Raw genomic sequence first — 21,230 nt, 5'->3', positions numbered from 1 at the left:
TAAATCAAGGTTAAAAAGTTTGAAAAGTTTTTTATGTGAACATCAAAAATTATAGTTAACCCTTGAAAATGAACACATTAAATAATCACATTTATATTTTAATACAGGTAGGGTGTTGCCAGAAAAATAATTAATGTAGCCGAATTTAATAGATATTTGGGATTTTTGCTTCTGGATGGGGAATACTAAAATTAGATATTTCCTCACATCCGAGCAAACTTATACCAATATCAATACCTTCGCCAAAATCAAAAATATCTTGATTTGTAGGTTGGGTTGAGGAACGAAACCCAACAAATACGTTGAGTTTACAGCAGTTTTCATGTATTTGTACCACATCCTTCTTGTTATCTTCCTTTCTTCCTTTGCGCCTTTGCGTCTTTGCGTGAGATGAAAAAATGTGGTTCATTTACCTGAAAATCGCTGTAAGTTGGGTTTCACTTCGTTCAACCCAACCTACGGGAAAATGGCAAAGGTATTGTCATCTGTCAAAAACTTGACATTTATGGCGATGTGTTGTACATATAAAAAGTGTATCAAGAACATCGACACACGTCCCCCGAACCTTGAAAACCTAATAAATTCGTTGACCTGTGTCGATTGCTTTTGTAGCAAGGCTTTTGACTCTTGAATGAGTCAGTTTTTTATCAATAAGCACTGATTTTTTCTCAATAAAAAAAGGTGTGTAGATTGGGGTATCTGAAACCCTTGCTCAGTAAAGTTTCCAGAAGTGAACTCTTTACAAATCAACTTCCCCGCAAGGGGATGGAAACAATTATTTACCAAAACCTAAACCAAAGCTTTGAGTAATGCTTGAAGTTTAAGCTGCACTTCAGCAAATTCTTTCTCAGGATCAGAACCAGCGACAATACCCGCACCTGCATAAAGTCTAGCGCGATCGCCATCAATTAAAGCTGAACGAATACCCACAATAAACTCACAATTTCCCTTTGCATCTACCCATCCCAAAGGTGCAGCATATAAACCCCTTTCAAATTTTTCATAACAGCGAATTTCTGCACAAGCAATATCTCTATCTGCACCGGCAACCGCTGGTGTAGGATGTAATTGGGCAACGATTTTTAAAGGGTGGACGTTAGCAGGTACTACCGCAGTAATGGGTGTCCATAAATGTTGAATATTAGATAATTGTCGCAGACGTGGTGATAAAATTTGGGGAAATAAACCGAGTTGTGATAAACGTTGGGTGATAAAATCAATTACTAGGTTATGTTCGTGTTTTTCTTTGGTACTATTAACTAAGTTGTTGGCATTGGCCGCATCTTCATTTGGTGTTTTACCTCTGGGGGCTGAACCTGCTAAAGCATCAGTAATGAGTTCCTGATTTTGAATACTAATTAACCGTTCTGGACTCGCACCTATAAAGTTTTGTCCTTTGCCATTGCTGATAGAAAATACATAACAATTAGGATGGAAATGTCGCAGATTATTTAAAGATTTGAATAAGTTAAAAGAATTATATGATTTGACATCTAAAGCATCGGCTAAAACAATTTTTCTTAAATGTTTGGATTCAATTTTTTCTAAAGCTGATAATACTGAATATTTAAAATTATCGGCATTATTAATCTTGGTTTTAATAAAATTGGCTGAAGAATGTTCAATGTTTGGCGATGATTTTACTAAAGATTGGAGAGTTTTAATTTTGTCCTGTAATTCCCGTAATATTGTTTGAATATTAATGTCAGCATGAATTAAATGATTCACAACTAAAGTGCAAGATGAATTTTTGACTGCTACTTGTAATTTAGGCAGAAAAATAGTAGCAGATGAAAATGGATAATCTAAATAGTGATGCTGATCAAAAAAACTGAAGCTACAAAAAAAGTGAGTACCGGCAAAAGGTTGCCCCATTACAGGGTTTATATTGCCAAAATTAATGACGTTGTTGAGACAATCTTTGATAAATTCTTCGGTTTTATGAAATCTATTTTGACCACTAATATCTAATTTTTTGATAGCATCAATGGCTACAATAGCTTCACCTTTACTTCTGTTCTCAAAGTAAAAGTTTAATGTATTTTTTTGGGCAAACTTATCTAATACCACTAAAGGATCTATGAAATCAATTGCCAGGGAAATACTCACAATTTGCTGGCTACGCTGTTCATAGCACTTTTCTTGCACTGCTAACAGTAATTGATGCAAATCTTTATATTCTATAAAGAAACTGCTGCGACATGGTGAAATTGTCATGGATGTATAAGTTAATTTTTTTTAAGTTATCTTCCTAAAGTGTAATAAGTCATGGTCGTATTTCTATAGGTAGCATATTCTGTTACCATTAACCAGCCTCTAATTTGCTGGGTTCTGGTAAAACTGAAAACACATACTCTTGAATACTGCAAAATGTCAAGTCAAGTTTTGTTAACAGTAGGTAAACTATCAATCACAAAATTAGCATTTTTTGGTAATTTACTACTGTAAAATGTCTCAGCCAACTATAAAATCTAATTGATAAGTCAATTTTTAGTAATTTAATTTATCAAGACTGATGACTACAAATCAGATATCAATACCCAAAAATAAGTTATGGATGGCTGCTATCAAACCGCCAATGTACAGTGTTGCTATTATGCCTATATGGGTAGGTTCGGCGGTAGCATTTGCAGAAACTAAGATTTTTAATGGTTTAATATTTGCAGTTTTTATGACTGCGGCAATTTTAATTTTAGCTTGGGAAAATATCAGTAATGATGTTTTTGATGCAGAAACAGGTATTGATAAAAATAAACATCATTCTTTGGTGAATTTAACTGGTAATAAGCAGTTAATGTTTTGGTTAGGTAATTTGTGTTTAAGTTCGGGTTTGTTGGGGATAATTGCGATCGCCTTTTTGCAAAAAGACCCTACTGTAATTGGTATAATCTTGCTATGCTGTGCTTTGGGTTATATGTACCAAGGACCTCCTTTTCGTTTAGGATACCAGGGTTTAGGTGAAATTCTTTGCTTTTTTGCCTTTGGACCATTGGGAATGACAGCAGCATATTACAGTCAAACTCAAACTTGGTCAATGACTAATTTAGCAGCTTCTGTGATTGTTGGTATTGTCACCAGTTTAGTTTTATTTTGTTCACATTTTCACCAAGTTAAGGATGATATAGCAGCAGGAAAGCGATCGCCTATTGTGCGGTTAGGTACAGAAAAAGGCGCACAGGTATTAGTTTGGTTTACAGCTAGTATTTATCCCTTATCTTTGTTATTAGTTGTGTTAGGAATTTTCCCCCTTTGGACTTTATTAAGTTGGCTAAGTTTACCTTTTGCGTTTAAATTATGTCGTCATGTTTTAGAAAATCATCACTTACCAGAAAAAGTTAGTAACTCTAAATTCATTGCTGTTGCTGTACATTTCTGGACTTGCTTATTATTGGGTACAGGATTTATGCTGGGATAATTGTAAGGAGTCGGGCGACGTAGGGGCAACGTAGGGGCGAAGCTTATGGGCGATAATTTAACGGAAAAATCAGAGATATAGATATCCCATAAGCTTCGACCTGCCCCCATACATAAGTTCCATAATTTCTTTTCTAGAGATGTCTAATGGAAAGTTGATAATTTTTCAACATTGCATGAAACAATTGTCAATTGTCAATTGTCAATTGTCAATTATCTATTATCAATTGTTCAACATGAAATATCAATTTTCTTTTCGCAACATTAGTCAAAAATTCACTCGTCCTGTGATTACCAATCATGGAGTTTGGGAAATACGAGAAAGTGTAATTATCAGACTTGTGGATATGACAGGAAAAGTGAGTTGGGGGGAAATTGCCCCTATTTCTTGGTTTGGTTCGGAAACTTTAGAAGAAGCTTTAGATTTTTGTCATCAACTACCAAGAGAAATTACATCAGAGATAATTTTTGATATTCCCAATCAATTGCCAGCTTGTCAATTTGGTTTTGAATCAGCACTAGAGAATTTACAAGAAAATCACGAATCTCTAAATTACCATCATCTGAATTTTAGCGGATTATTACCAGCAGGAAAAGCGGCTTTAAATCAATGGCAAAATTTATGGAAACAAGGTTATAAAACCTTTAAATGGAAAATTGGAGTTAATGATATAACCGAAGAATTAGCAATTTTAAATTTACTGATTGATCAATTACCAGAATCAGCAAAACTGCGGTTAGATGCTAATGGTGGACTTGATGATAATGCAGCTAAATTATGGTTAGAAAAATGCGATAATTTCCCCAATCAAATTGAATTTATTGAACAACCATTACCTGTAGATAAATTCTCAGAAATGCTGGAATTAAGTAATTATTATAGTACAAAAATTGCCTTAGATGAATCCGTAGCTACATTACAACAACTGGAAAATTGTTATCAACAAGGTTGGCGGAGTATTTTTGTCATTAAACCTGGTATAGTAGGTTCACCATCAAGGTTAAGAAAATTTTGCCAACAACATCAAATTGATGTGGTATTCTCATCTGTATTTGAAACTGCCATTGGTAGACAAGCTGCACTAAAATTAGCAGCAGAATTATCTAGCAATAATCGCGCAGTCGGTTTTGGCATCAATCACTATTTTACTGGGAGCATCCCAAATGTGTAAATTTATTTTTAACTAGGTAAATAAAATGCTCCAAGACTTGATATGATTGAACCGCAAAGGACGAAAAGCACACAAAGGTAAGAGATTATGAGAGATTTTTTAGTGTTGCTGCGTTCATTTTTCCTTTCATTGGGATGCTCCCATTTTACCCAACTACAAGCAAACTGGCCTCAAAGTCTATGGAACAACCTTTAGAGTATTTAGAAAAACTCAAAAATCATCATTGGTTAATTGTTGATAATAGCCAGGAATTTTATCAAATAGCTACAGAATTATATTTAGGACTTTTAGAAATAATCGAATTATCTAAAAATACAACACTACCAAAAATCATTTTATCTGAACGCGAACCAGTGAGATTTTTAGCTTGTTTCATTGCTGCTTGTGCTGCGAAATGTCCAGTTTTTTTATGTAACCCAGACTGGGGTAAAAATGAATGGGAACAAGTTTTTAATTTGGTACAACCAGATATAGTTTGGGGAGATTGTTGTCAGTTTACTCCTCATTTACCAATTACCAATTACCAATTACCAATTACCAATTCTATCATGATTCCTACTGGTGGTTCATCGGGAAAGATTAAATTTACAATTCATACATGGGAAACATTAACCGCATCTGTACAAGGTTTTACAGAGTATTTTCAGTTAAAAACAGTAAATTCTTTTTGTATTTTACCGCTGTATCATGTCAGTGGTTTAATGCAGTTTATGAGAAGTTTTACCACAGGTGGTAAATTAGTGATTACTCGATTTAAAGAAATTGAATTTCAACAAATACCAAATATTAATCCTTCAGATTTTTTTATATCTTTAGTTCCTACTCAGTTACAAAGACTGCTGCAAAATACACAACTCACAAAATGGCTATCTGAGTTTGAAACTGTACTTTTAGGAGGTGCGCCAGCATGGGATGAATTGTTAGAAAAAGCGAGATTTCATCATATTAGGTTAGCACCTACTTATGGAATGACAGAAACAGCTTCTCAGGTTGCAACTTTGAAACCTGATGAATTTTTGCAGGGTAATGTTAACAGTGGTAAAATTCTCCCCCATGCAGAAATTACTATTAATAATTTAACGGGAAATATTAATATTCAAGCTAAATCTTTGGCTTTAGGTTATTATCCCCAACTTTGGGAAAATAGGGATAGTTTAGTAGTAGATGATATTGGTTTTGTAGATGGAGATGGATATTTACATATTATTGGACGTAGTAGTAATAAAATTATTTCTGGTGGTGAAAATATTTATCCGATAGAAATTGAATCAGCGATTATAAAAACAAATATGGTAATTGATGTTTGTGTAATTGGTATACCTGATAAAGATTGGGGAGAAGCATTAACAGCTATTTATATTCCTCAGCATTCAAATATTTCTATTTTAAATATTGAAAGTCAACTCAAGGATAAACTTAGTAGGTTTAAAATTCCTAAATATTGGATTTCCCTACCAAAATTACCTCGTAATGAACAAGGTAAAATCAACCGTCAACAACTGCAACAAATAGCACTGGATTTTTTAGCTAAATCATCTCATTATTATGAATAATTAATCATCAATTATCAATTATCAATTATCAATTATCAATTACATAATCTCTTCCCTTGACTTTCTTCTCTCAGCACCTTCTGCGTCTCTGCGGTTCGTTTCTAACCAAGAAATTATCTCTTCTGGTAATTCTTGCTTGGTTCTACTATTGAGATCAATACAAACGTGGCGAGTAATTGCTTTAGCAACTATTACATCAGTTATGGTAATTTCATAAGTAATGTTAAATTTATCAATACTTATTTTTTGGGGTATTAAACTAATCATTAACTTGTCACCGCAATAAATCGGACGCAAAAAATCTACATTTGCATGAACGATGGGAAAAGCAACAGATGGATGTGTAAAAAAAGTTTTGATATTTATGCCAGAATGCCAAAGTGATTCTTCGTAAGCTTCATGACAAATACTTAAAATGTTGGCAAAATAAACGACTCCAGCAGCATCAGTATCGGCAAATCTGACAGTTCTTTGATATGTAAAAATCATCGTCTAAAAATCCTCTATTAAAACAAAAAAACAGGTAAATTACATTTTCTGTAAGCAGTCAGCAGTCAGCTATCAGCAAAACTCACAAAAAACACAAATTACTGATAGCTGAATACTTACTAAGTTATTAACAATTTAATGGGATATATATATCTTCAGAACTGGGGTTAAGGTAAGGACGTTGTACATCAATTAAATGCTGTGCAAAGTGTTGGTTAATAATCTGTATACGTTCTTCAATGGCGTTTTTCCCTTTTTCCCAAGCTTCTAACAAAGCATTAGCAACTATTTGACAACGGTTCATCCCAAAACTTTCCTGGGCGGCAAATTTTTGGTTTGGTTCTTCTGCTAAACTCAGTCCAGGTGCTAAATATTTGGTAAATAGGGGAATTTCTGGGTGAAAATAAGATTGATTTTCTTGGTAAACTGTCTGAAGAATTTTGTGAATTATGGGGTAATCTTGTCTTTCAAAATAAAGTGTACCAGCATCATACCGCCCATAAGCACCGGGGTTATAAAGAACTTCAAAACTAAAGGGAATATGGGCGTTATTGAGTTGTTGTGTGAGGGTATCCATGAGAGCGATCGCACCTGATGGACTAAAATTAAAATAAATTCGCCCTACTCCTAGATTAGTCTCGGATGTATTTTGGCGTTGTTGTCCTAAATTACTAACCGCCACATAACAGTTATTTTGTAAACGGTTTTTTGGCATCCAAATTGCTATTAAATCACCTACTTTTATCGACTTTTTACTTGATTTGAGATAGCATTCTGGTTCAACATATAATGTTAACCCATTTTTAGTTACTGCTAGAGTTTTATCTGGTTCTCGTCTTAATACTTCCCAATTAGAATCATAGTTACCTATACCATGATTATTTTGGTGTAATTGCTCATAAAAATCCCAATCAATACCCACATTATAATTTGGCTCTAAACTTTTCTGTTGTGAGTTCTGTTGTGAGTTCTGTTGTGAGTAATTACCATCTTCGGCATTGACTGATAAAACAGTTTGCAGCGAACCATTATAATAAATACCGTGGAGAAAATTCCGCAATAGTAAAGCCAGATATTTATGTTGTAAATCTGGTGAATTGTGTTTAAATCTATTCGCTACTGTCGCTGGCAATGCAAAAGGTTGATAATTGGGATGTTGAATACAAAAGTTTGGGGCAATCTGAATATTGCTGGCAATATCAAATAAAGAATTGAGAATTTGATTAGTAGAGTTATCTAACATGAAGAAATTGCACCTCCAAATTTGAATATCATCTAAAATACTACCTAAAATACTACCTAAAATATTACCTAAAATACTAACAACCACGTAGGCGAGTTTTTTCGTAATAAATCCGTAGTAGTTGTTTTTCTTTTTCAGGTTTAGCTTTGGTGTTTAATCCGGTTACTGATTGGAGAATTTCTGCTTCGGAACTGCCGAAAATAGTTAATACTGCTTGTTCAGGCATAATTAACAAACTTTTGGCAACTTCTAGCATACACAGGTGGGTATTATCAAAGTATTTGTGATACTCAATCATGTTTTGAATTTGGTGAGTTAGTGCCAAACCTGTAAACTGAATCACTCGCAGAATAAAGTCCCGACGGTAATCCAAAATTATGGGAAAAGCATGAAGATAAGCGTGGATAACTGCCAAAATTGAAGGTTGAATAACTTCTAAGGGAATGATTGCCAAATTTAGAGATTCTTCTAAATTTAAACTGGGATCTACTACTAAACTAGAAAGCCAAATTTTGACATAGCTTCCTAGTAAAGTACCTAAATCAAAGGCTGGATCTCCCCAAGTGCAAGCTTCCCAATCAATTAATCTTACCAAACAGTTATCTAGATTTTGCCAACGGGAATGCACCAAAATATTGTTTAATTGTAAATCGTTGTGAGTTAAACAACAAGGTTTCCATTCATAAGCTAAATCGGCGATCGCTGATTCTAAACTTTCATATTGTTGATAGAGTGTATGCAATTTGAGTGCTTCTGTAGGAATATTGCCAAAAATATCTTGATTTATTGATCCTATTCCTTGCGCTGGGTTGTAATAGTGATAGCGAAACTGTCCTTGGGGAGCAGTATCCATAAAATCACGATACTCTCGTTTTTGGAAAGTAGAACGATGTAACACCGCTAATGTATTACCAATGGCGGTGGCAATTTCAATGGGGAAAATACTGTTATTTTCGTAAAATTTCCCCAGTTCCATATATTCGCTGAGGTAACTACGAACCAGGATATAATTTTCTGCATCAAAATGGACCAATAATGATGCGATCGCCGAAATATTCCCCAGCACTGGAAATTTATCCAGTAATTGATGAAACAGCCACTCATTAAAAAATTCATGGGGACTGCTATCAAAATTCCTGCATTGTTCTTGTTTAACCAGAAGTTTACGATTATCTGCCAGCTTCACCAGTAAATTCCGATTATTACCGCCACTTTCTGGTAAATCAGATTCATATAATGCGCCATCTTCTGAGCTACACAGACCTGCTTTGTGCAGATACTGGATAACATTTTGAGAAGACAGTGATAATATCATGTATTAATTTCCTAGTTGCTTAAATTGCTGAAAGAATTACTTAGGTATGCCTTGATTTCCTCTGCTTAGGATTAGGTAGATAGCTACAATAGCGCAAACATTAATAAAGATTGCTACTATCTAGTAATATCCTATTTATTTCAGGAAAACCTGCCAATATGGCAAATTTACCTTTATTTTTCCTTTAAAGTATACTGAAGATACCATAAAATCTTTACACTATTGATAATACTAACTCTAGTATATATAGAGTTCTTTGTTTAAATCTTGTTAATCGTAATTTTTACTAACAATTTAATAATTGCTAGTTCATATCCTTTGCTCTCAAGGATTTTTTTTATCCATACCCTCAATGTGTCATAAAAATCACGCCTTTATTTATAATATAATTGTACTAAAATCAGGCTTACTAGGAACAGTATGTTTCAAATTAAACATTAATCGCTGTTATGTGGGCTAAAATTCGCCTGTAAAGACCAAATTTACTCACTCAACTTTTATCTTTACTGATACAGCAGATTGCATATCAACGAGGTACAGAATCAAAATTGAAAGCTAGACACATTCGCCAGTTTCACTCCTGACTCCTGCCTCCTGCCTCCTGCCTCCTGCCTTCGTTAAATTTGATTCAATATGACTACTAATGTCACGATCCCAAAAATAATCATCAATCCCCCAGGCATAAATTTCCGTGTTTTAGCCAATCTAATGGAAAAGAAAAATACTAACACACCAATAACAAAAGCTGCTACACTTAAACCCCAGCTTTGTCCTTGAAGTTGGCAGTAAGCAGCAAAGATAATGAATAAGCCACTAATTATACCACTAATTAAGGAAACTTTGCTCTTGGCTTGGATGTAGCCAATGATTCCGCCTAATAATGCTAAAATGCCGTAGCCAAAAGCGGCAACTATACCTAAATTCATTGTTACAGCCTGTGTTGATTTGGATTTTACTTTTAGATTGAGCAGACAAATACAGTTAATTGATGGATAATCAAGGAATGTCTACCGTAAATACTTCGTCTTACACCAAAGTTCAATTCTTCCAACGCCAAGCAGCGTCTCTTTTAATTTACCAATCAGTTCTTAAAGGCGAAGTAGCGATCGCATTTCTTGATCTGCTGCAAGCTATACGTTACACTGACGCAGATGGGCGCGACTGTCTCCAAGCTTACGGTAATTATTTTCAAGCTTTGGCAGCCAGTAAACAAACCTGGGAAGAATACTTAATTAAACAAATTCTCATTGCGGATAACCCCTTTACCAGACTAGCTCAACAGCGAGAATTTACTGATTTACCACCAGCCTTAATTGCAGCAGCCCAGCATGATTTACAAGCCTTACAAAATTTATATGAATGTAATAGTGCTGTTTTAAGTGAGTGGGTGCAAGTGGTATCTCATTTGCCAGTTTCCCCAGTCGTCTGGTATCAAGAACCCCAAGCAGTAGAAGTTGATACTGATTTAATCAGCACTTTACAACAATTAGATACTTGGGCTGATGCTGTTGAAGACTTAGCCGCTTATTATCAACAGCATGGCACTGGTTTATTTGCCCAATATCGCGCTTTTAGGTGGCAAGATGGGCAGTTTTTAGGTATACTCTATCCTGATCCAGTTAAACTAGATACATTAGTAGGTTACGATTGGCAAAAAGATGCTTTGTTAAAAAATACCCTGTTTTTATTATCAGGACAACCAGCACTGCACGTATTACTATACGGTAGTCGCGGTTCTGGTAAGTCATCTTTAGTAAAATCTTTATTAAACGAATATAGCGACAAAAACCTGCGCTTAATCGAAGTGGCAAAATCAGAATTACAAAACTTACCAAAAATTGTTGAACATTTACGAGGAGTGCCGCAAAAATTTATTATCTTTGTCGATGATCTTTCCTTCGAGGAAGATGATGATGCTTTTAAAGCACTAAAAGTAGTTTTAGAAGGCAGCTTAACCGCTAGACCAGAAAATGTAATTGTTTATGCTACATCCAACCGTCGGCACTTGATTAGAGAGTATTTTAATGATAGACCTACCCCCAAGGATAACGAAGAAGTCCATGCTTGGGATACAATGCAGGAAAAGCTTTCCTTTAGCGATCGCTTTGGTTTAACATTAACCTTTGAAGCCGCAGATCAAAAAACATATTTACACATTGTTCAGCATTTAGCAGTACAAACAGGCATTAATCTTAAACCCGAAGATTTAGAATTTCAAGCTTTACAATGGGCAACTCGTCATAATGGCCGTTCTGGCCGCACAGCACGGCAGTTTATTGACTTCTTAAAAGCAGATTTAGCTGTGTATGGTAATAATAAAAATAGACTGTAATTAATTTACAGCAATCAGCAGTCAGCTTTTAAAACTCTTAACTTAGCGACAGCTATACTATTAAATTTTTAAATACAGCAGATTGCAGATCCATGAGGTACAGAATCTAAATTGAAACCTATACACTAAGCTAGTTTTACTCATGACTCCGGTTGGTGAGCGAAGCCGAACCACTGACTCCTGCTGTAACACACCCTGACTTTCAATAAAATGTGAACAATAATGACCTTAACAACTACTGATTCTCACCAGATTAATAAGCTAAAAACCAGCAAAATGCAATCAGGAATAGTAAGCAATAAAGTGATTTTAGGGGTATCAGCCTTTAGTGTAAGTTTTGGTTTAAGTCTTGTTCCCAACTGGGATTTTACTCAAGCCTTAGTTACTGGAATCATTACCGTACTTGCCACCTATTCAGCCGCCTTATTTGTGGATAAAAGACGCAGAAATTATGAACTGATGGTTTTAAGTTCTCTCTATAGAAAAATTAGAGAATTGGAAGGCTTAAAATATCGCATTGCCAGAGAATTAGAACAAGTACAACAACATAAAATTCTTCTCTATACAGAATCACAGCAACTACAAAATCAAATCGCAGAATCTCGTAATCAAAGAGATAATTTACATCGAGAAATAGGTAATTTTGCTGGACAAAAAAAGCATTTGGAGCTAGAAATTAATAGTATAAAAAATGCCATAGACAAATTAGAAAGCAGCACAATAGAACTCAAAAAATCTTGTTCTGAACTAGCAGCAGAAAAACGCCGTTTAGAGCTAAATTGTAACGTATCCCGTTCAGAAATAACCCAATTACAAGCCCAAATAGAAGCATTTAAGCAAGAAAAAGAAGAAATCGAAAATCACCTGATTCTCTCCAATAGACTCAAACCCCAACTAGAAGAAAAACTCTATGAACTCAGAATAGAAATCCAAGACTTAGAAAGCAAAGTCTTCACTAAAAATAACTTATTAAAAGAGACAATTAACGCCCAAGAAAATCTAGAAAATAAACTGAAAAATTTACAAAATCAAAAACAAGCACAACAGGCAGAAATTAGCCAATTACACAATCAAATTTCCTTATTACAAGATGAGCGAGACTTATTACAAAACCAAGTTTGGGAACTACTGCAAAACATAGAAAACCTCAATCAAGAACCATTATCTGATAATACCCAGGAAAATGAAGTTGAATTATTTCCCTTTGATGAATTACTAGAACCTATAGAAGAAAAGCTACCTTCAGAATGGAGGAATTTTTTAGAACAAATGCCAACCCATCAAATTCAGGTATTAAAAGCCATAATCGAACAAGATAATCCCCAAGCTATTATTAAACAAATTGCCGAGGCACAAATCACCATGCCTAATTTATTAATTGATGCTATCAATGAAATCGCCAAAAATACTATTGGTGAATTAATTATTGAAACAGCAGAAGACAAACCGGAAATTTACCCAGAACATCTGCTCAATGTCCAAAAAATTATAGCAATTCATGAAGATTAGAGAAATAAATAGCCCTCATTTATAAACTAATTTTAACCAAACTAATTTTAACCATTGATTGAATAGAAAAAATTGTACTTTTATGATATAATATATTATGCTTTCAAGGAAAAATCAATTAATAACAAACACTAATACAAACTACATGAGCAAACAGAAAATATCAAAAAAAGTATCCACAGCTTTAATCAATTCCCTGGGTGCAGGAGTAGTTCCCAGAACCGGAATTGAACATATAGCCGTAGGTAGAGAAAAAGAACTAAATAGCCTCTTACAAAATCTCAATGATATAGCAGAAGGTGTAGCTGCATTTCGGTTTATAATTGGTAATTACGGTTCAGGAAAAAGCTTCATGCTACAGATGATTCGTAACCATGCAATGGAGCAAGGATTTGTAGTTGCTGATGTTGATTTATCCTCTGGAAGAAGACTAGGAGGAAGCAACAATGAAGGTTTAGCAACCTATCGAGAATTAATGAGTCGTTTAGCTACAAAAACCCGTCCTGATGGTGGTGCTTTAATTTCCATTTTAGAAGGATGGATTAATAAAATTCAGCAAGAAGTAGCCAAAGAAACAGGAATGCGTCCCAATGATGTAGGTTTTGATGACCAAGTAGAAAACAAAATTCGGGAAGTAATTCATTATATTGAAGACTTAGTTCATGGCTTTGATTTTGGTAGTGTCATTATTGCTTATTGGCGCAGTTATCGCTTAGATGATGAAGAATTAAAAAACGCCTCCCTACGCTGGTTAAGAGGAGAATTTAACACCAAAACTGAAGCTAGAGCAGCTTTAGGAGTGCGTGTCATTATTGATGATGAAACTTGGTATGATTATATTAAATTATTAGCTAAATTCGTTGCAGAAATCGGTTATAAAGGACTGTTAATTTTAATAGATGAAGCAGTAAATTTATATCAAATATCCACTACAGTTACTCGTGAAAAGAACTATAATAGACTCTTGGGAATGTTTAACGATACCATGCAATGTAAAGCCGAAAATCTGGGGATTTTCATTGGTGGAACTACTCAATTTTTAGAAGACCCAAACCGGGGACTTTTTGCCGATCCAGCTTGGCGCAGACGCACCAAAGAAAGCCGATTTGTTACCCACGCTAATGTACAAGAATACATCGGGCCTGTGATGCGTCTGCACCCCTTAACAGAAACAGAGATACTTACACTTTTCCAAAGATTAACAGAAATTCATGCCTTAAATTTTGGTTATGAACCAAGATTAAAAGAGACAGATTTAAAAGAATTTGTCCAAGAAATTGTGACTCGCTTAGGTGCAGAAGCTTTATTAACACCAGGGGAAATAATTCGGGATTTTATTAGTGTGTTAAATGTTCTTTATCAAAACCCAGAAATTAAATTCTCTGAATTAATTCACGGTGATAATTTTCAACTTACGGTAGCAGGTAAAGATAGCTATTTAGATGATGATGCTGCCGAATTTAGTTTATAACTAGGGGTTGCTGAGAAAGTCTTGTGGTTAGGGGATAGGAGTCAGGAGTCGTAGGGGCGAAGCATTCGGAAAATAACCTGTGATCAAAATTGATAATTTATCGCCCGAATGCTTCGCCCTTACAGGTGTCACCTTTTAAATTACTCTTTTGTAATTGGTAAACCAAGCCATTCACTAAGTTCTTGTGCTAACCAATCTAATTCTATGGTACTAACAGAAAACATATTATTTTGACTGGTATTAATTTCATACTTTGTCAGCCCCGCCCAGATAATTAAACAGGGATGAGGAGCAAGATTATAATATATACTACCACGCTCCAAACGAATAATATTCTTTCTGTAACTGGGAAGAGGATGATAGCGCCTCATACCAAATAAGTCATAACATAAAGAAATTTCTCGTTTATTGATATACAGTCTTTTTTTGCCAAATAAAGACAGTAGAACGATAAAAATCAATAGGAATATATTAAGTGTAGGTAGCAAAGGTGAAAGGATACCAAATATAGGTGAAAAAATGGAAAAAACAATAGAAAGCGGTAAAACGGTCGTAAAATACCAAACAAACATCACCCCTACCTTAGACATTCCTGATTTGGGGGGAATGAGAATTTCTATAAACTCAGCATTTTTATTTAACATCACCTGACTACCAAAAGGCTTTTCTAAAATCAAATTAGATGTCCTTACTGGAGCAGGAATTTTATTAATAGGTACTTGTAGAGCTTGTAAAGCTTGATCCGCAGAAGTAAAACGTTTACTCAACATCGGTTGTGTCATTCTCCGCAACCAATTACTAAAATCACGACTAATATTTGCAGCTTCTTCAAATTTAATGACTAAATCTTGTTGCGGTAAATCTGCTGGATGTTGACCTGTAACTAAATAAATTAAAGTTGCACCCAAACCATACAAGTCAGAAGCAGGACTAGCTTTACCACTAAATTGTTCAGGTGGCATATATCCATAACTACCCACAACAGTCATGGTACTATTACTTCTAACAATAGTTTGCACTGAACCAAAATCAACTAAATAAACATCACCAACACTATTACCAGAGCGATTTGTTAATAATATATTGCTCGGTTTAATATCACGATGAATTACTGGTGGTTGCTGACTGTGTAAATATTTGAGAATTTCTAGCAATGCAGTTGCTAATTGTTTAACTTCTTTTTCACTAAAACTGCGTCCTGCTTTCAGTTGCATTTCCAAAGATTCAGCAGGAATATAACTTTGTACCAGTGCAAATCCTTTGTAGTTTGGTGTGTCTAATTCAAAATAATCTAAATATTGAGGAATAGCAGGATGAGAAAGTGATTTGAGGGTTTCTGCTTCCCGCTCAAATAACTTTAAATCGTGCCATTGAAAATCATCATCAAATGTTAGTAATTTCACTACTACCAGTTCTTGGGTTTGTAAGTCACGAGTTAACAGTGTCCTCCTTCCTGCTTTTTTACCTAGTTGTTGCTGGACTTCGTAGCGTTCTAATAACGTCTCTTTGGTAAGATCACCTGCATCTTGATTTGTCATTTTCCTAATTTTACAACTTCATTAAATTGATCACTTGACTTCTTGTTACTAGCTTACTGTAAGCTTACTGAAGTCAGCAACTAATATAAAACACAAAATTCTGTATACAACATTCTGTGAATATCCTGCTATCTATGAGTAACAGCACATTTTCTAGACTTGCTCCCTTTATCCAAGAATACATTTATCTTCACAATTGGACAGAATTAAGACCAGTACAAATTGCGGCTTGTGAAGTTATATTTCAAACTGATGCTCATTTGCTGGTTGCTGCTGCCACTGCTGCGGGAAAAACAGAAGCGGCGTTTTTACCTATTTTAACTTTACTAAAGGAAAAACCATCTACTACTATAGGTGTATTGTATATTAGTCCTATCAAAGCTTTAATTAATGACCAATTCCAACGCCTCAATGACTTATTAAAAACCGCAGATATTCCTGTATATTCTTGGCATGGTGATGTATCTCAAAGTCGCAAAAACAAACTTTTAAAAAATCCCCAAGGCATTCTGCAAATTACACCGGAATCTTTAGAAAGTTTATTAATCAATAAACATCAGGAATTAAGCAGATTATTTGCTGATTTACGTTTTATTATTATTGATGAAATTCACGCCTTTATGGGTTTAGAAAGAGGTTGTCAAATTCTTTGTCAATTACAAAGATTAGCCAAATTTACCAAAATTAAACCTAGACGCATTGGTTTATCTGCAACTCTTGGTGATTATTCAGTAGCGGAAAAATGGTTAATTTCAGGAACAGATAAACCAGTAATTACTCCAAATGTTGAAGCAGGAAAGCGGCAATTAAAACTAGCTTTAGAACATTTTTTTATTAATGAAGATATTGATGAATCTGATTATGAAAAATATATTTTTAACCTTACCAAATCTCGTAAATGTTTAATTTTTGCTAATAACCGGAATCAAACAGAATCTGTTATTTCTTCTTTGCGGAACATAGCACAAACCGCAGGATTTCCAGATATATATCATGTACATCATGGTAGTATTTCTGCCAGCTTACGACAAGCTGCGGAAAATGCTATGCGAGAAGCTAATACTCCTGCGGTGACAGCAGCAACTTTAACTTTAGAATTAGGGATAGATATCGGTTATTTAGAAAGAGTTATTCAATTAGAATCACCTTTATCTGTTGCAAGTTTTTTACAAAGATTGGGACGCAGTGGGAGAAGGGGAGAAACTGCGGATATGCGTTTTATTTGTGCAGAAGAAAAACCATTATCAGAAGCTTTTTTACCAGATCAAATTCCCTGGCAACTTTTACAGTGTATCGCTATTATTCAACTTTATTTAGAAGAACGTTGGATAGAACCAATTACACCAATTAAATATCCTTTTAGTTTACTTTATCATCAAACTATGAGTATTTTAGCAGCAACGGGAGCAATTTCACCTGCTGCTTTAGCTCAACAAATTTTGAATTTATCACCTTTTGCTAATATTTCCCAAGATAATTATAAAACCTTACTTCGTTATTTAATTGATATTAATCACATTCAAAAAACGGAAACTGGTAAATTAATTATTGGTTTAGCAGGGGAAAAAGTAGTTAATAAATTTCAGTTTTATGCTGTGTTTGCTGACTATCAAGAATATACTGTGAAACAAGGGACAACAGAAATAGGTAGTATTGCTACACCTCCTGCTGTGGGTAATCAATTTGGGTTAGCTGGTAATAGTTGGGAAGTGTTAGAAGTTGATTTTAAAAAGCAGGTGATTTTGGTTAAACAAGTTGAAGGTAAGGCTAATGGTAAAGATAATATCTATTGGCGTGGTGGAAGTGGGAATATTCATGGGAGAATTTTACAAAGAATGCGTCAGGTTTTGTTAGAAGATACAGAATATAGTTATTTACAAAAAAATGCTCAATTGCGTTTGCAGGAAGTGAGGAAATTAACGCGCAATGTGGGATTAGATAAACAGAATATTATACAATTAGAAAAAAATAAATGCTGCATCTTTCCTTGGATGGGTACGGTAGGTTATCGAACTTTAGAAAGATTATTAAATTGTTTTTGTCGAGAATCTTTGGAAATTAGCAGTATTGGGGGTATGAATCCTTATTATTTGACGTTGAAATTAGGTAAGGATAAGTTTTCATCGGTTTATTCAGAAATTGCCTCTTTATGTGAGCAAAGAATTACAGCAGAACATTTAGTGAGTCATGCAGAAGCACCGAAATTACAAAAATATGATCAGTTTATTCCTGATCAGTTGTTAAGAAAAGCATTTGTCAATGATTATTTAGATATAGAGGAGATGAGGAAAGAGGTTTTAAAATGGTGATTTTGGATCAGCAAAAATTGAATCATTTAAGTTGTATATTTAGGGCGGGCAAGACTTGTACTCAGCGGTTAGTGAGCTTGTACTGAGCGACTTGTACTGAGCGTAGTCGAAGTAAGTCGAAGTGCGGAGTCGAACTATGTCGAACCATGCCCAAACCACAAAATTTTGATAAAATTCTGATATGTAACATAAATTTGTTTTAACTCAGTCTATTTTGAAATGATGTATTCAAATAATTCCACATCTACAGAAAAAACTGCTGTTGTGATTGGTGGAAGCATCGCCGGAATGTTGGCGGCTCAGGTGCTGACTTGGTATTTTGACCGTGTAATAATTGTAGAAAAGGACTGGCTAGGGTCAACTGCACAACCAGAAAAACGCCCTGGTGTTCCCCAATCTTTTCATGTTCATGCCCTACTGATACGGGGGCAACAGATTTTAGAACAATTGTTTCCTGGTATACTTGCTGAATTAGCAGAGTCAGGTACACCTTTTGTAAATTGGACAGCGGATGTTCCTTGGTTGGGTTCTAGCGGATGGTGTCCCCGTTTTCACTCTCATTTAGCTACCCACACCTGTAGCCGGAATTTGCTAGAGTGGATTATCCGCCGGCGTTTGGTGGCAAATGATCGTGTAAAATTGAGGTTAGGTACACAGGTAACTAGCTTTTTATCAAACGCGGACAAAACTCAGGTTACTGGTGTACGGATACGCACTGGTAATGAACCGGAAATAGAGATATTTGCGGATTTAGTGGTAGATGCAACTGGACGAACTTCGCGCACACCTCACTGGTTGCAAGAAATGGGCTATGAACCAACCCAGGAAACAATTGTTAATTCTTTTTTAGGCTACGCTAGTCGCTGGTATCAAATTCCATCAGATTTGCAAATAGATTGGCATTCAGTGTATATAACAGCACAACCACCAGGTACTCGTGGGGGTGTGATTTATAAAGTTGAAGGTAATCGGTGGATTGTGACACTGGTGGGTATAGGTCGAGATTATCCACCTACGGATGAGGGTGGTTTTTTGGAATTTGCTCGCAGTTTGCGATCGCCTATTATTTACGAAACCATCAAAAACGCTCAACCAATTTCACCAATTTACGCCTATAAACGCACAGAAAACTGTCTGCGTCATTATGAAAAACTGTCTAGATTCCCAGAAAATTTAGTAGTAGTCGGTGATGCTGTTTGTAGCTTCAATCCTGTTTACGGTCAAGGTATGACTACCGCTGCTTTAGGTGCTGTAACTCTGGATGAATGTTTAAGTAAGCAAGAAAATTTAACTGGTCTATCTCGACGGTTTCAAAAACAACTTAACAAGGTAATTAGTATACCTTGGATGATTGCTACAGGTGAAGATTTCCGTTGGTCTACCACCGAGGGAGGAAAACCCAGTTTAATCAATAAAATGATGCAAAAATATTTAGAACAAGTGCTGGTTTTACAAAGCAAAAGTGGCGAAGTTCATCAGTTGTTTTTAGAAGTAATCAACATGATCAAACCTCCCAGGGCATTTTTCCATCCCAGAATTTTCATGCAGGTTTTGAAACAGGTGTTAACTTTCCACGTTCAAGGCGAAAATTTGAGTCATGGGGAGAATTTAACCAAATCTCTACCTGCTGTTTTAGAGTAGGTTTTCAGAATTTATCCGCTTTGTTAGGGTTGACATTAGCTTTTGTGGAGTGGGCATACTATGGCTAACGCCACGCTACGCGAACGACAAGCTCAGTACAAGTCTTGCCCGCCCTAATTCTGTAAACTTTACTACTTTTTAAACATCCTCGTAAAAAACTCAGGGATTTGAAAAAAACTAAAGTTATGTTTAAAAAGTTTAAATAAAAACACGTAAAAATACACAAATTTTGTAAAATTTTCCAAAAGTTATCTTATTCCTACAAACAACCCGAAAGTTTTCAGTTAACTTATAAATAACACTATTCAAAATCATCAAAATCATTATGCACAGATTATTATCTGGACCGTTGACGACAGAAAAATTAACGGTAAAAATTGCGGGTTTACCTGCATCATTACAAGGTAAAAAACTGGTGCAAATGTCAGATTTTCACTATGATGGTGTACGGTTATCAGATAAAATGTTAAGTCAGGCGATCGCCATCGCTAACCAAGCAAAACCCGACTTAATTTTATTAACCGGCGACTTCATCACCACCAGCACTGCAACCCTTGATCAACTAGCAAAATACCTGAAAAAATTGCAAAGTCGTCATGGTATTTATGCCGTACTAGGAAACCACGATTTATATTATAAAAATTCCCAAACTGAAGTGACAACCACATTAACAAATATAGGTATTCATGTTCTTTGGAATCAAATTTCCTATCCATTAGGAAAAGAATTACCAATTGTAGGACTAGCAGATTTTTACTCAAAAGAATTTAATCCTACACCAGTGATGAACCAACTAGATCCTGATACACCTTGCATAGTTTTATCCCATAACCCAGATACAGCAGAAATATTGCAAAAATGGCGCGTAGATTTGCAATTATCTGGTCATACTCACGGCGGACAAATCGTTATTCCTGGGTTGGGTCCTGTCTTAATGATTCAACATAAAATTCTCAGAATAACACCCAAAATATTACAAAATTTCCTGCCATTTTTCAGAAAAAAACACCCTGTATGTAATCATTGGGAATGGTCACAAGGTTTCCATAAAATAGGCAAAAATCAACTATATATTAATCGCGGTTTAGGTACTTATTTACCAGGACGTTTATTTTGTCCGCCAGAAGTGACTATCATTACTTTACAAAGTAAATAAAAATTGGCAGATCATAAAATATCTATCAGCTTTCAGCAGTCAATGTTTGAGAGGTTAAGCCAAAAATCACTATTTGATAATCTATCAA

The 21,230-nt window shown here is 35.1% G+C and carries 16 protein-coding genes; 9 read left to right on the top strand and 7 right to left on the bottom strand.

Going from position 1 to position 21,230, the window contains the following annotated elements:
* Positions 1-145: 145 nt before the first annotated feature.
* A complete protein-coding gene (locus PN497_RS22390) occupies positions 146-409 on the bottom strand; it encodes a hypothetical protein (protein WP_096567402.1) in 264 nt (87 codons plus the stop codon).
* A gap of 380 nt (positions 410-789) precedes the next feature.
* Positions 790-2,217: an isochorismate synthase gene (locus tag PN497_RS22385; protein WP_096567400.1), complete on the bottom strand. Its 1,428-nt coding sequence runs from the start codon at positions 2,215-2,217 to the stop codon at positions 790-792.
* A 298-nt stretch (positions 2,218-2,515) separates the two neighbouring features.
* Between PN497_RS22385 and menA the strand changes: the two genes are divergently transcribed.
* From menA to PN497_RS22370, 3 genes are all read left to right on the top strand, one after another.
* Positions 2,516-3,415 (top strand): 2-carboxy-1,4-naphthoquinone phytyltransferase, encoded by a 900-nt coding sequence (gene menA, locus PN497_RS22380; RefSeq protein WP_096567398.1) that lies wholly within the window; start codon positions 2,516-2,518, stop codon positions 3,413-3,415.
* A 235-nt stretch (positions 3,416-3,650) separates the two neighbouring features.
* The gene (locus PN497_RS22375) at positions 3,651-4,586 is read left to right on the top strand and encodes an o-succinylbenzoate synthase (protein WP_096567396.1); all 936 of its coding nucleotides are present in this window, start codon (positions 3,651-3,653) and stop codon (positions 4,584-4,586) included.
* 179 nt (positions 4,587-4,765) lie between these two features.
* A complete protein-coding gene (locus PN497_RS22370) occupies positions 4,766-6,139 on the top strand; it encodes a 2-succinylbenzoate--CoA ligase (protein WP_096567394.1) in 1,374 nt (457 codons plus the stop codon).
* Between the two features lie 39 nt (positions 6,140-6,178).
* On the opposite strand, the gene PN497_RS22365 is transcribed toward PN497_RS22370, so the two are convergent.
* The 4 genes from PN497_RS22365 to PN497_RS22350 form a co-directional block, all read right to left on the bottom strand.
* Positions 6,179-6,628: an acyl-CoA thioesterase gene (locus PN497_RS22365; protein WP_096567392.1), complete on the bottom strand. Its 450-nt coding sequence runs from the start codon at positions 6,626-6,628 to the stop codon at positions 6,179-6,181.
* Positions 6,629-6,755: 127 nt separating this feature from the next.
* Positions 6,756-7,871 (bottom strand): T3SS effector HopA1 family protein, encoded by a 1,116-nt coding sequence (locus PN497_RS22360; protein ID WP_096572644.1) that lies wholly within the window; start codon positions 7,869-7,871, stop codon positions 6,756-6,758.
* Between the two features lie 76 nt (positions 7,872-7,947).
* The gene (locus PN497_RS22355; RefSeq protein WP_096567390.1) at positions 7,948-9,186 is read right to left on the bottom strand and encodes an aminoglycoside phosphotransferase family protein; all 1,239 of its coding nucleotides are present in this window, start codon (positions 9,184-9,186) and stop codon (positions 7,948-7,950) included.
* Positions 9,187-9,803: 617 nt separating this feature from the next.
* Entirely contained in the window at positions 9,804-10,112 is a 309-nt protein-coding gene (locus tag PN497_RS22350) for a TMEM14 family protein (protein ID WP_096567388.1), read from the bottom strand.
* Positions 10,113-10,189: 77 nt separating this feature from the next.
* Here PN497_RS22350 and PN497_RS22345 point away from each other — a divergent pair, with 77 nt between their 5' ends.
* The 3 genes from PN497_RS22345 to PN497_RS22335 all read left to right on the top strand — a co-directional run bounded on the left by PN497_RS22345 (position 10,190) and on the right by PN497_RS22335 (position 14,498).
* Complete coding sequence (locus tag PN497_RS22345; protein ID WP_272110875.1) at positions 10,190-11,518, top strand: ATP-binding protein; 1,329 nt, start codon at positions 10,190-10,192, stop codon at positions 11,516-11,518.
* A gap of 222 nt (positions 11,519-11,740) precedes the next feature.
* Entirely contained in the window at positions 11,741-13,027 is a 1,287-nt protein-coding gene (locus PN497_RS22340) for a tellurite resistance TerB C-terminal domain-containing protein (RefSeq protein WP_272110873.1), read from the top strand.
* Positions 13,028-13,172: 145 nt separating this feature from the next.
* Positions 13,173-14,498, top strand: a complete 1,326-nt coding sequence (locus tag PN497_RS22335) for an ATP-binding protein (RefSeq protein WP_096567385.1) — start codon at positions 13,173-13,175, stop codon at positions 14,496-14,498.
* A gap of 140 nt (positions 14,499-14,638) precedes the next feature.
* Here PN497_RS22335 and PN497_RS22330 read toward each other — a convergent pair whose 3' ends face one another.
* Entirely contained in the window at positions 14,639-16,036 is a 1,398-nt protein-coding gene (locus tag PN497_RS22330) for a serine/threonine protein kinase (protein WP_096567383.1), read from the bottom strand.
* Positions 16,037-16,170: 134 nt separating this feature from the next.
* Between PN497_RS22330 and PN497_RS22325 the strand changes: the two genes are divergently transcribed.
* The 3 genes from PN497_RS22325 to PN497_RS22315 all read left to right on the top strand — a co-directional run bounded on the left by PN497_RS22325 (position 16,171) and on the right by PN497_RS22315 (position 21,142).
* Positions 16,171-18,345 (top strand): DEAD/DEAH box helicase, encoded by a 2,175-nt coding sequence (locus PN497_RS22325; protein WP_096567381.1) that lies wholly within the window; start codon positions 16,171-16,173, stop codon positions 18,343-18,345.
* Positions 18,346-18,564: 219 nt separating this feature from the next.
* A complete protein-coding gene (locus PN497_RS22320; RefSeq protein WP_096567379.1) occupies positions 18,565-19,986 on the top strand; it encodes an FAD-dependent oxidoreductase in 1,422 nt (473 codons plus the stop codon).
* 325 nt (positions 19,987-20,311) lie between these two features.
* On the top strand, positions 20,312-21,142 hold the full coding sequence (locus PN497_RS22315; protein WP_096567377.1) for a metallophosphoesterase: 831 nt from the start codon (positions 20,312-20,314) through the stop codon (positions 21,140-21,142).
* Positions 21,143-21,230: the final 88 nt, after the last annotated feature.

The sequence above is a fragment of the Sphaerospermopsis kisseleviana CS-549 genome (assembly GCF_028329225.1).
GTDB classification, from domain to species: Bacteria; Cyanobacteriota; Cyanobacteriia; order Cyanobacteriales; family Nostocaceae; genus Sphaerospermopsis; species Sphaerospermopsis kisseleviana.
The sequence above is the reverse complement of the archived record's forward strand: the minus strand, read 5'-3'. Positions and strand labels throughout refer to the sequence as shown.

Bases quoted from the DNA above. Each gene is read 5' to 3' on its own strand.
- PN497_RS22390 (WP_096567402.1), bottom strand. From the start codon at position 409: ATGAACCACATTTTTTCATCTCACGCAAAGACGCAAAGGCGCAAAGGA.
- PN497_RS22385 (WP_096567400.1), bottom strand. From the start codon at position 2,217: ATGACAATTTCACCATGTCGCAGCAGTTTCTTTATAGAATATAAAGAT.
- menA (WP_096567398.1), top strand. From the start codon at position 2,516: ATGACTACAAATCAGATATCAATACCCAAAAATAAGTTATGGATGGCT.
- PN497_RS22375 (WP_096567396.1), top strand. From the start codon at position 3,651: ATGAAATATCAATTTTCTTTTCGCAACATTAGTCAAAAATTCACTCGT.
- PN497_RS22370 (WP_096567394.1), top strand. From the start codon at position 4,766: ATGGAACAACCTTTAGAGTATTTAGAAAAACTCAAAAATCATCATTGG.
- PN497_RS22365 (WP_096567392.1), bottom strand. From the start codon at position 6,628: ATGATTTTTACATATCAAAGAACTGTCAGATTTGCCGATACTGATGCT.
- PN497_RS22360 (WP_096572644.1), bottom strand. From the start codon at position 7,871: ATGTTAGATAACTCTACTAATCAAATTCTCAATTCTTTATTTGATATT.
- PN497_RS22355 (WP_096567390.1), bottom strand. From the start codon at position 9,186: ATGATATTATCACTGTCTTCTCAAAATGTTATCCAGTATCTGCACAAA.
- PN497_RS22350 (WP_096567388.1), bottom strand. From the start codon at position 10,112: ATGAATTTAGGTATAGTTGCCGCTTTTGGCTACGGCATTTTAGCATTA.
- PN497_RS22345 (WP_272110875.1), top strand. From the start codon at position 10,190: ATGTCTACCGTAAATACTTCGTCTTACACCAAAGTTCAATTCTTCCAA.
- PN497_RS22340 (WP_272110873.1), top strand. From the start codon at position 11,741: ATGACCTTAACAACTACTGATTCTCACCAGATTAATAAGCTAAAAACC.
- PN497_RS22335 (WP_096567385.1), top strand. From the start codon at position 13,173: ATGAGCAAACAGAAAATATCAAAAAAAGTATCCACAGCTTTAATCAAT.
- PN497_RS22330 (WP_096567383.1), bottom strand. From the start codon at position 16,036: ATGACAAATCAAGATGCAGGTGATCTTACCAAAGAGACGTTATTAGAA.
- PN497_RS22325 (WP_096567381.1), top strand. From the start codon at position 16,171: ATGAGTAACAGCACATTTTCTAGACTTGCTCCCTTTATCCAAGAATAC.
- PN497_RS22320 (WP_096567379.1), top strand. From the start codon at position 18,565: ATGATGTATTCAAATAATTCCACATCTACAGAAAAAACTGCTGTTGTG.
- PN497_RS22315 (WP_096567377.1), top strand. From the start codon at position 20,312: ATGCACAGATTATTATCTGGACCGTTGACGACAGAAAAATTAACGGTA.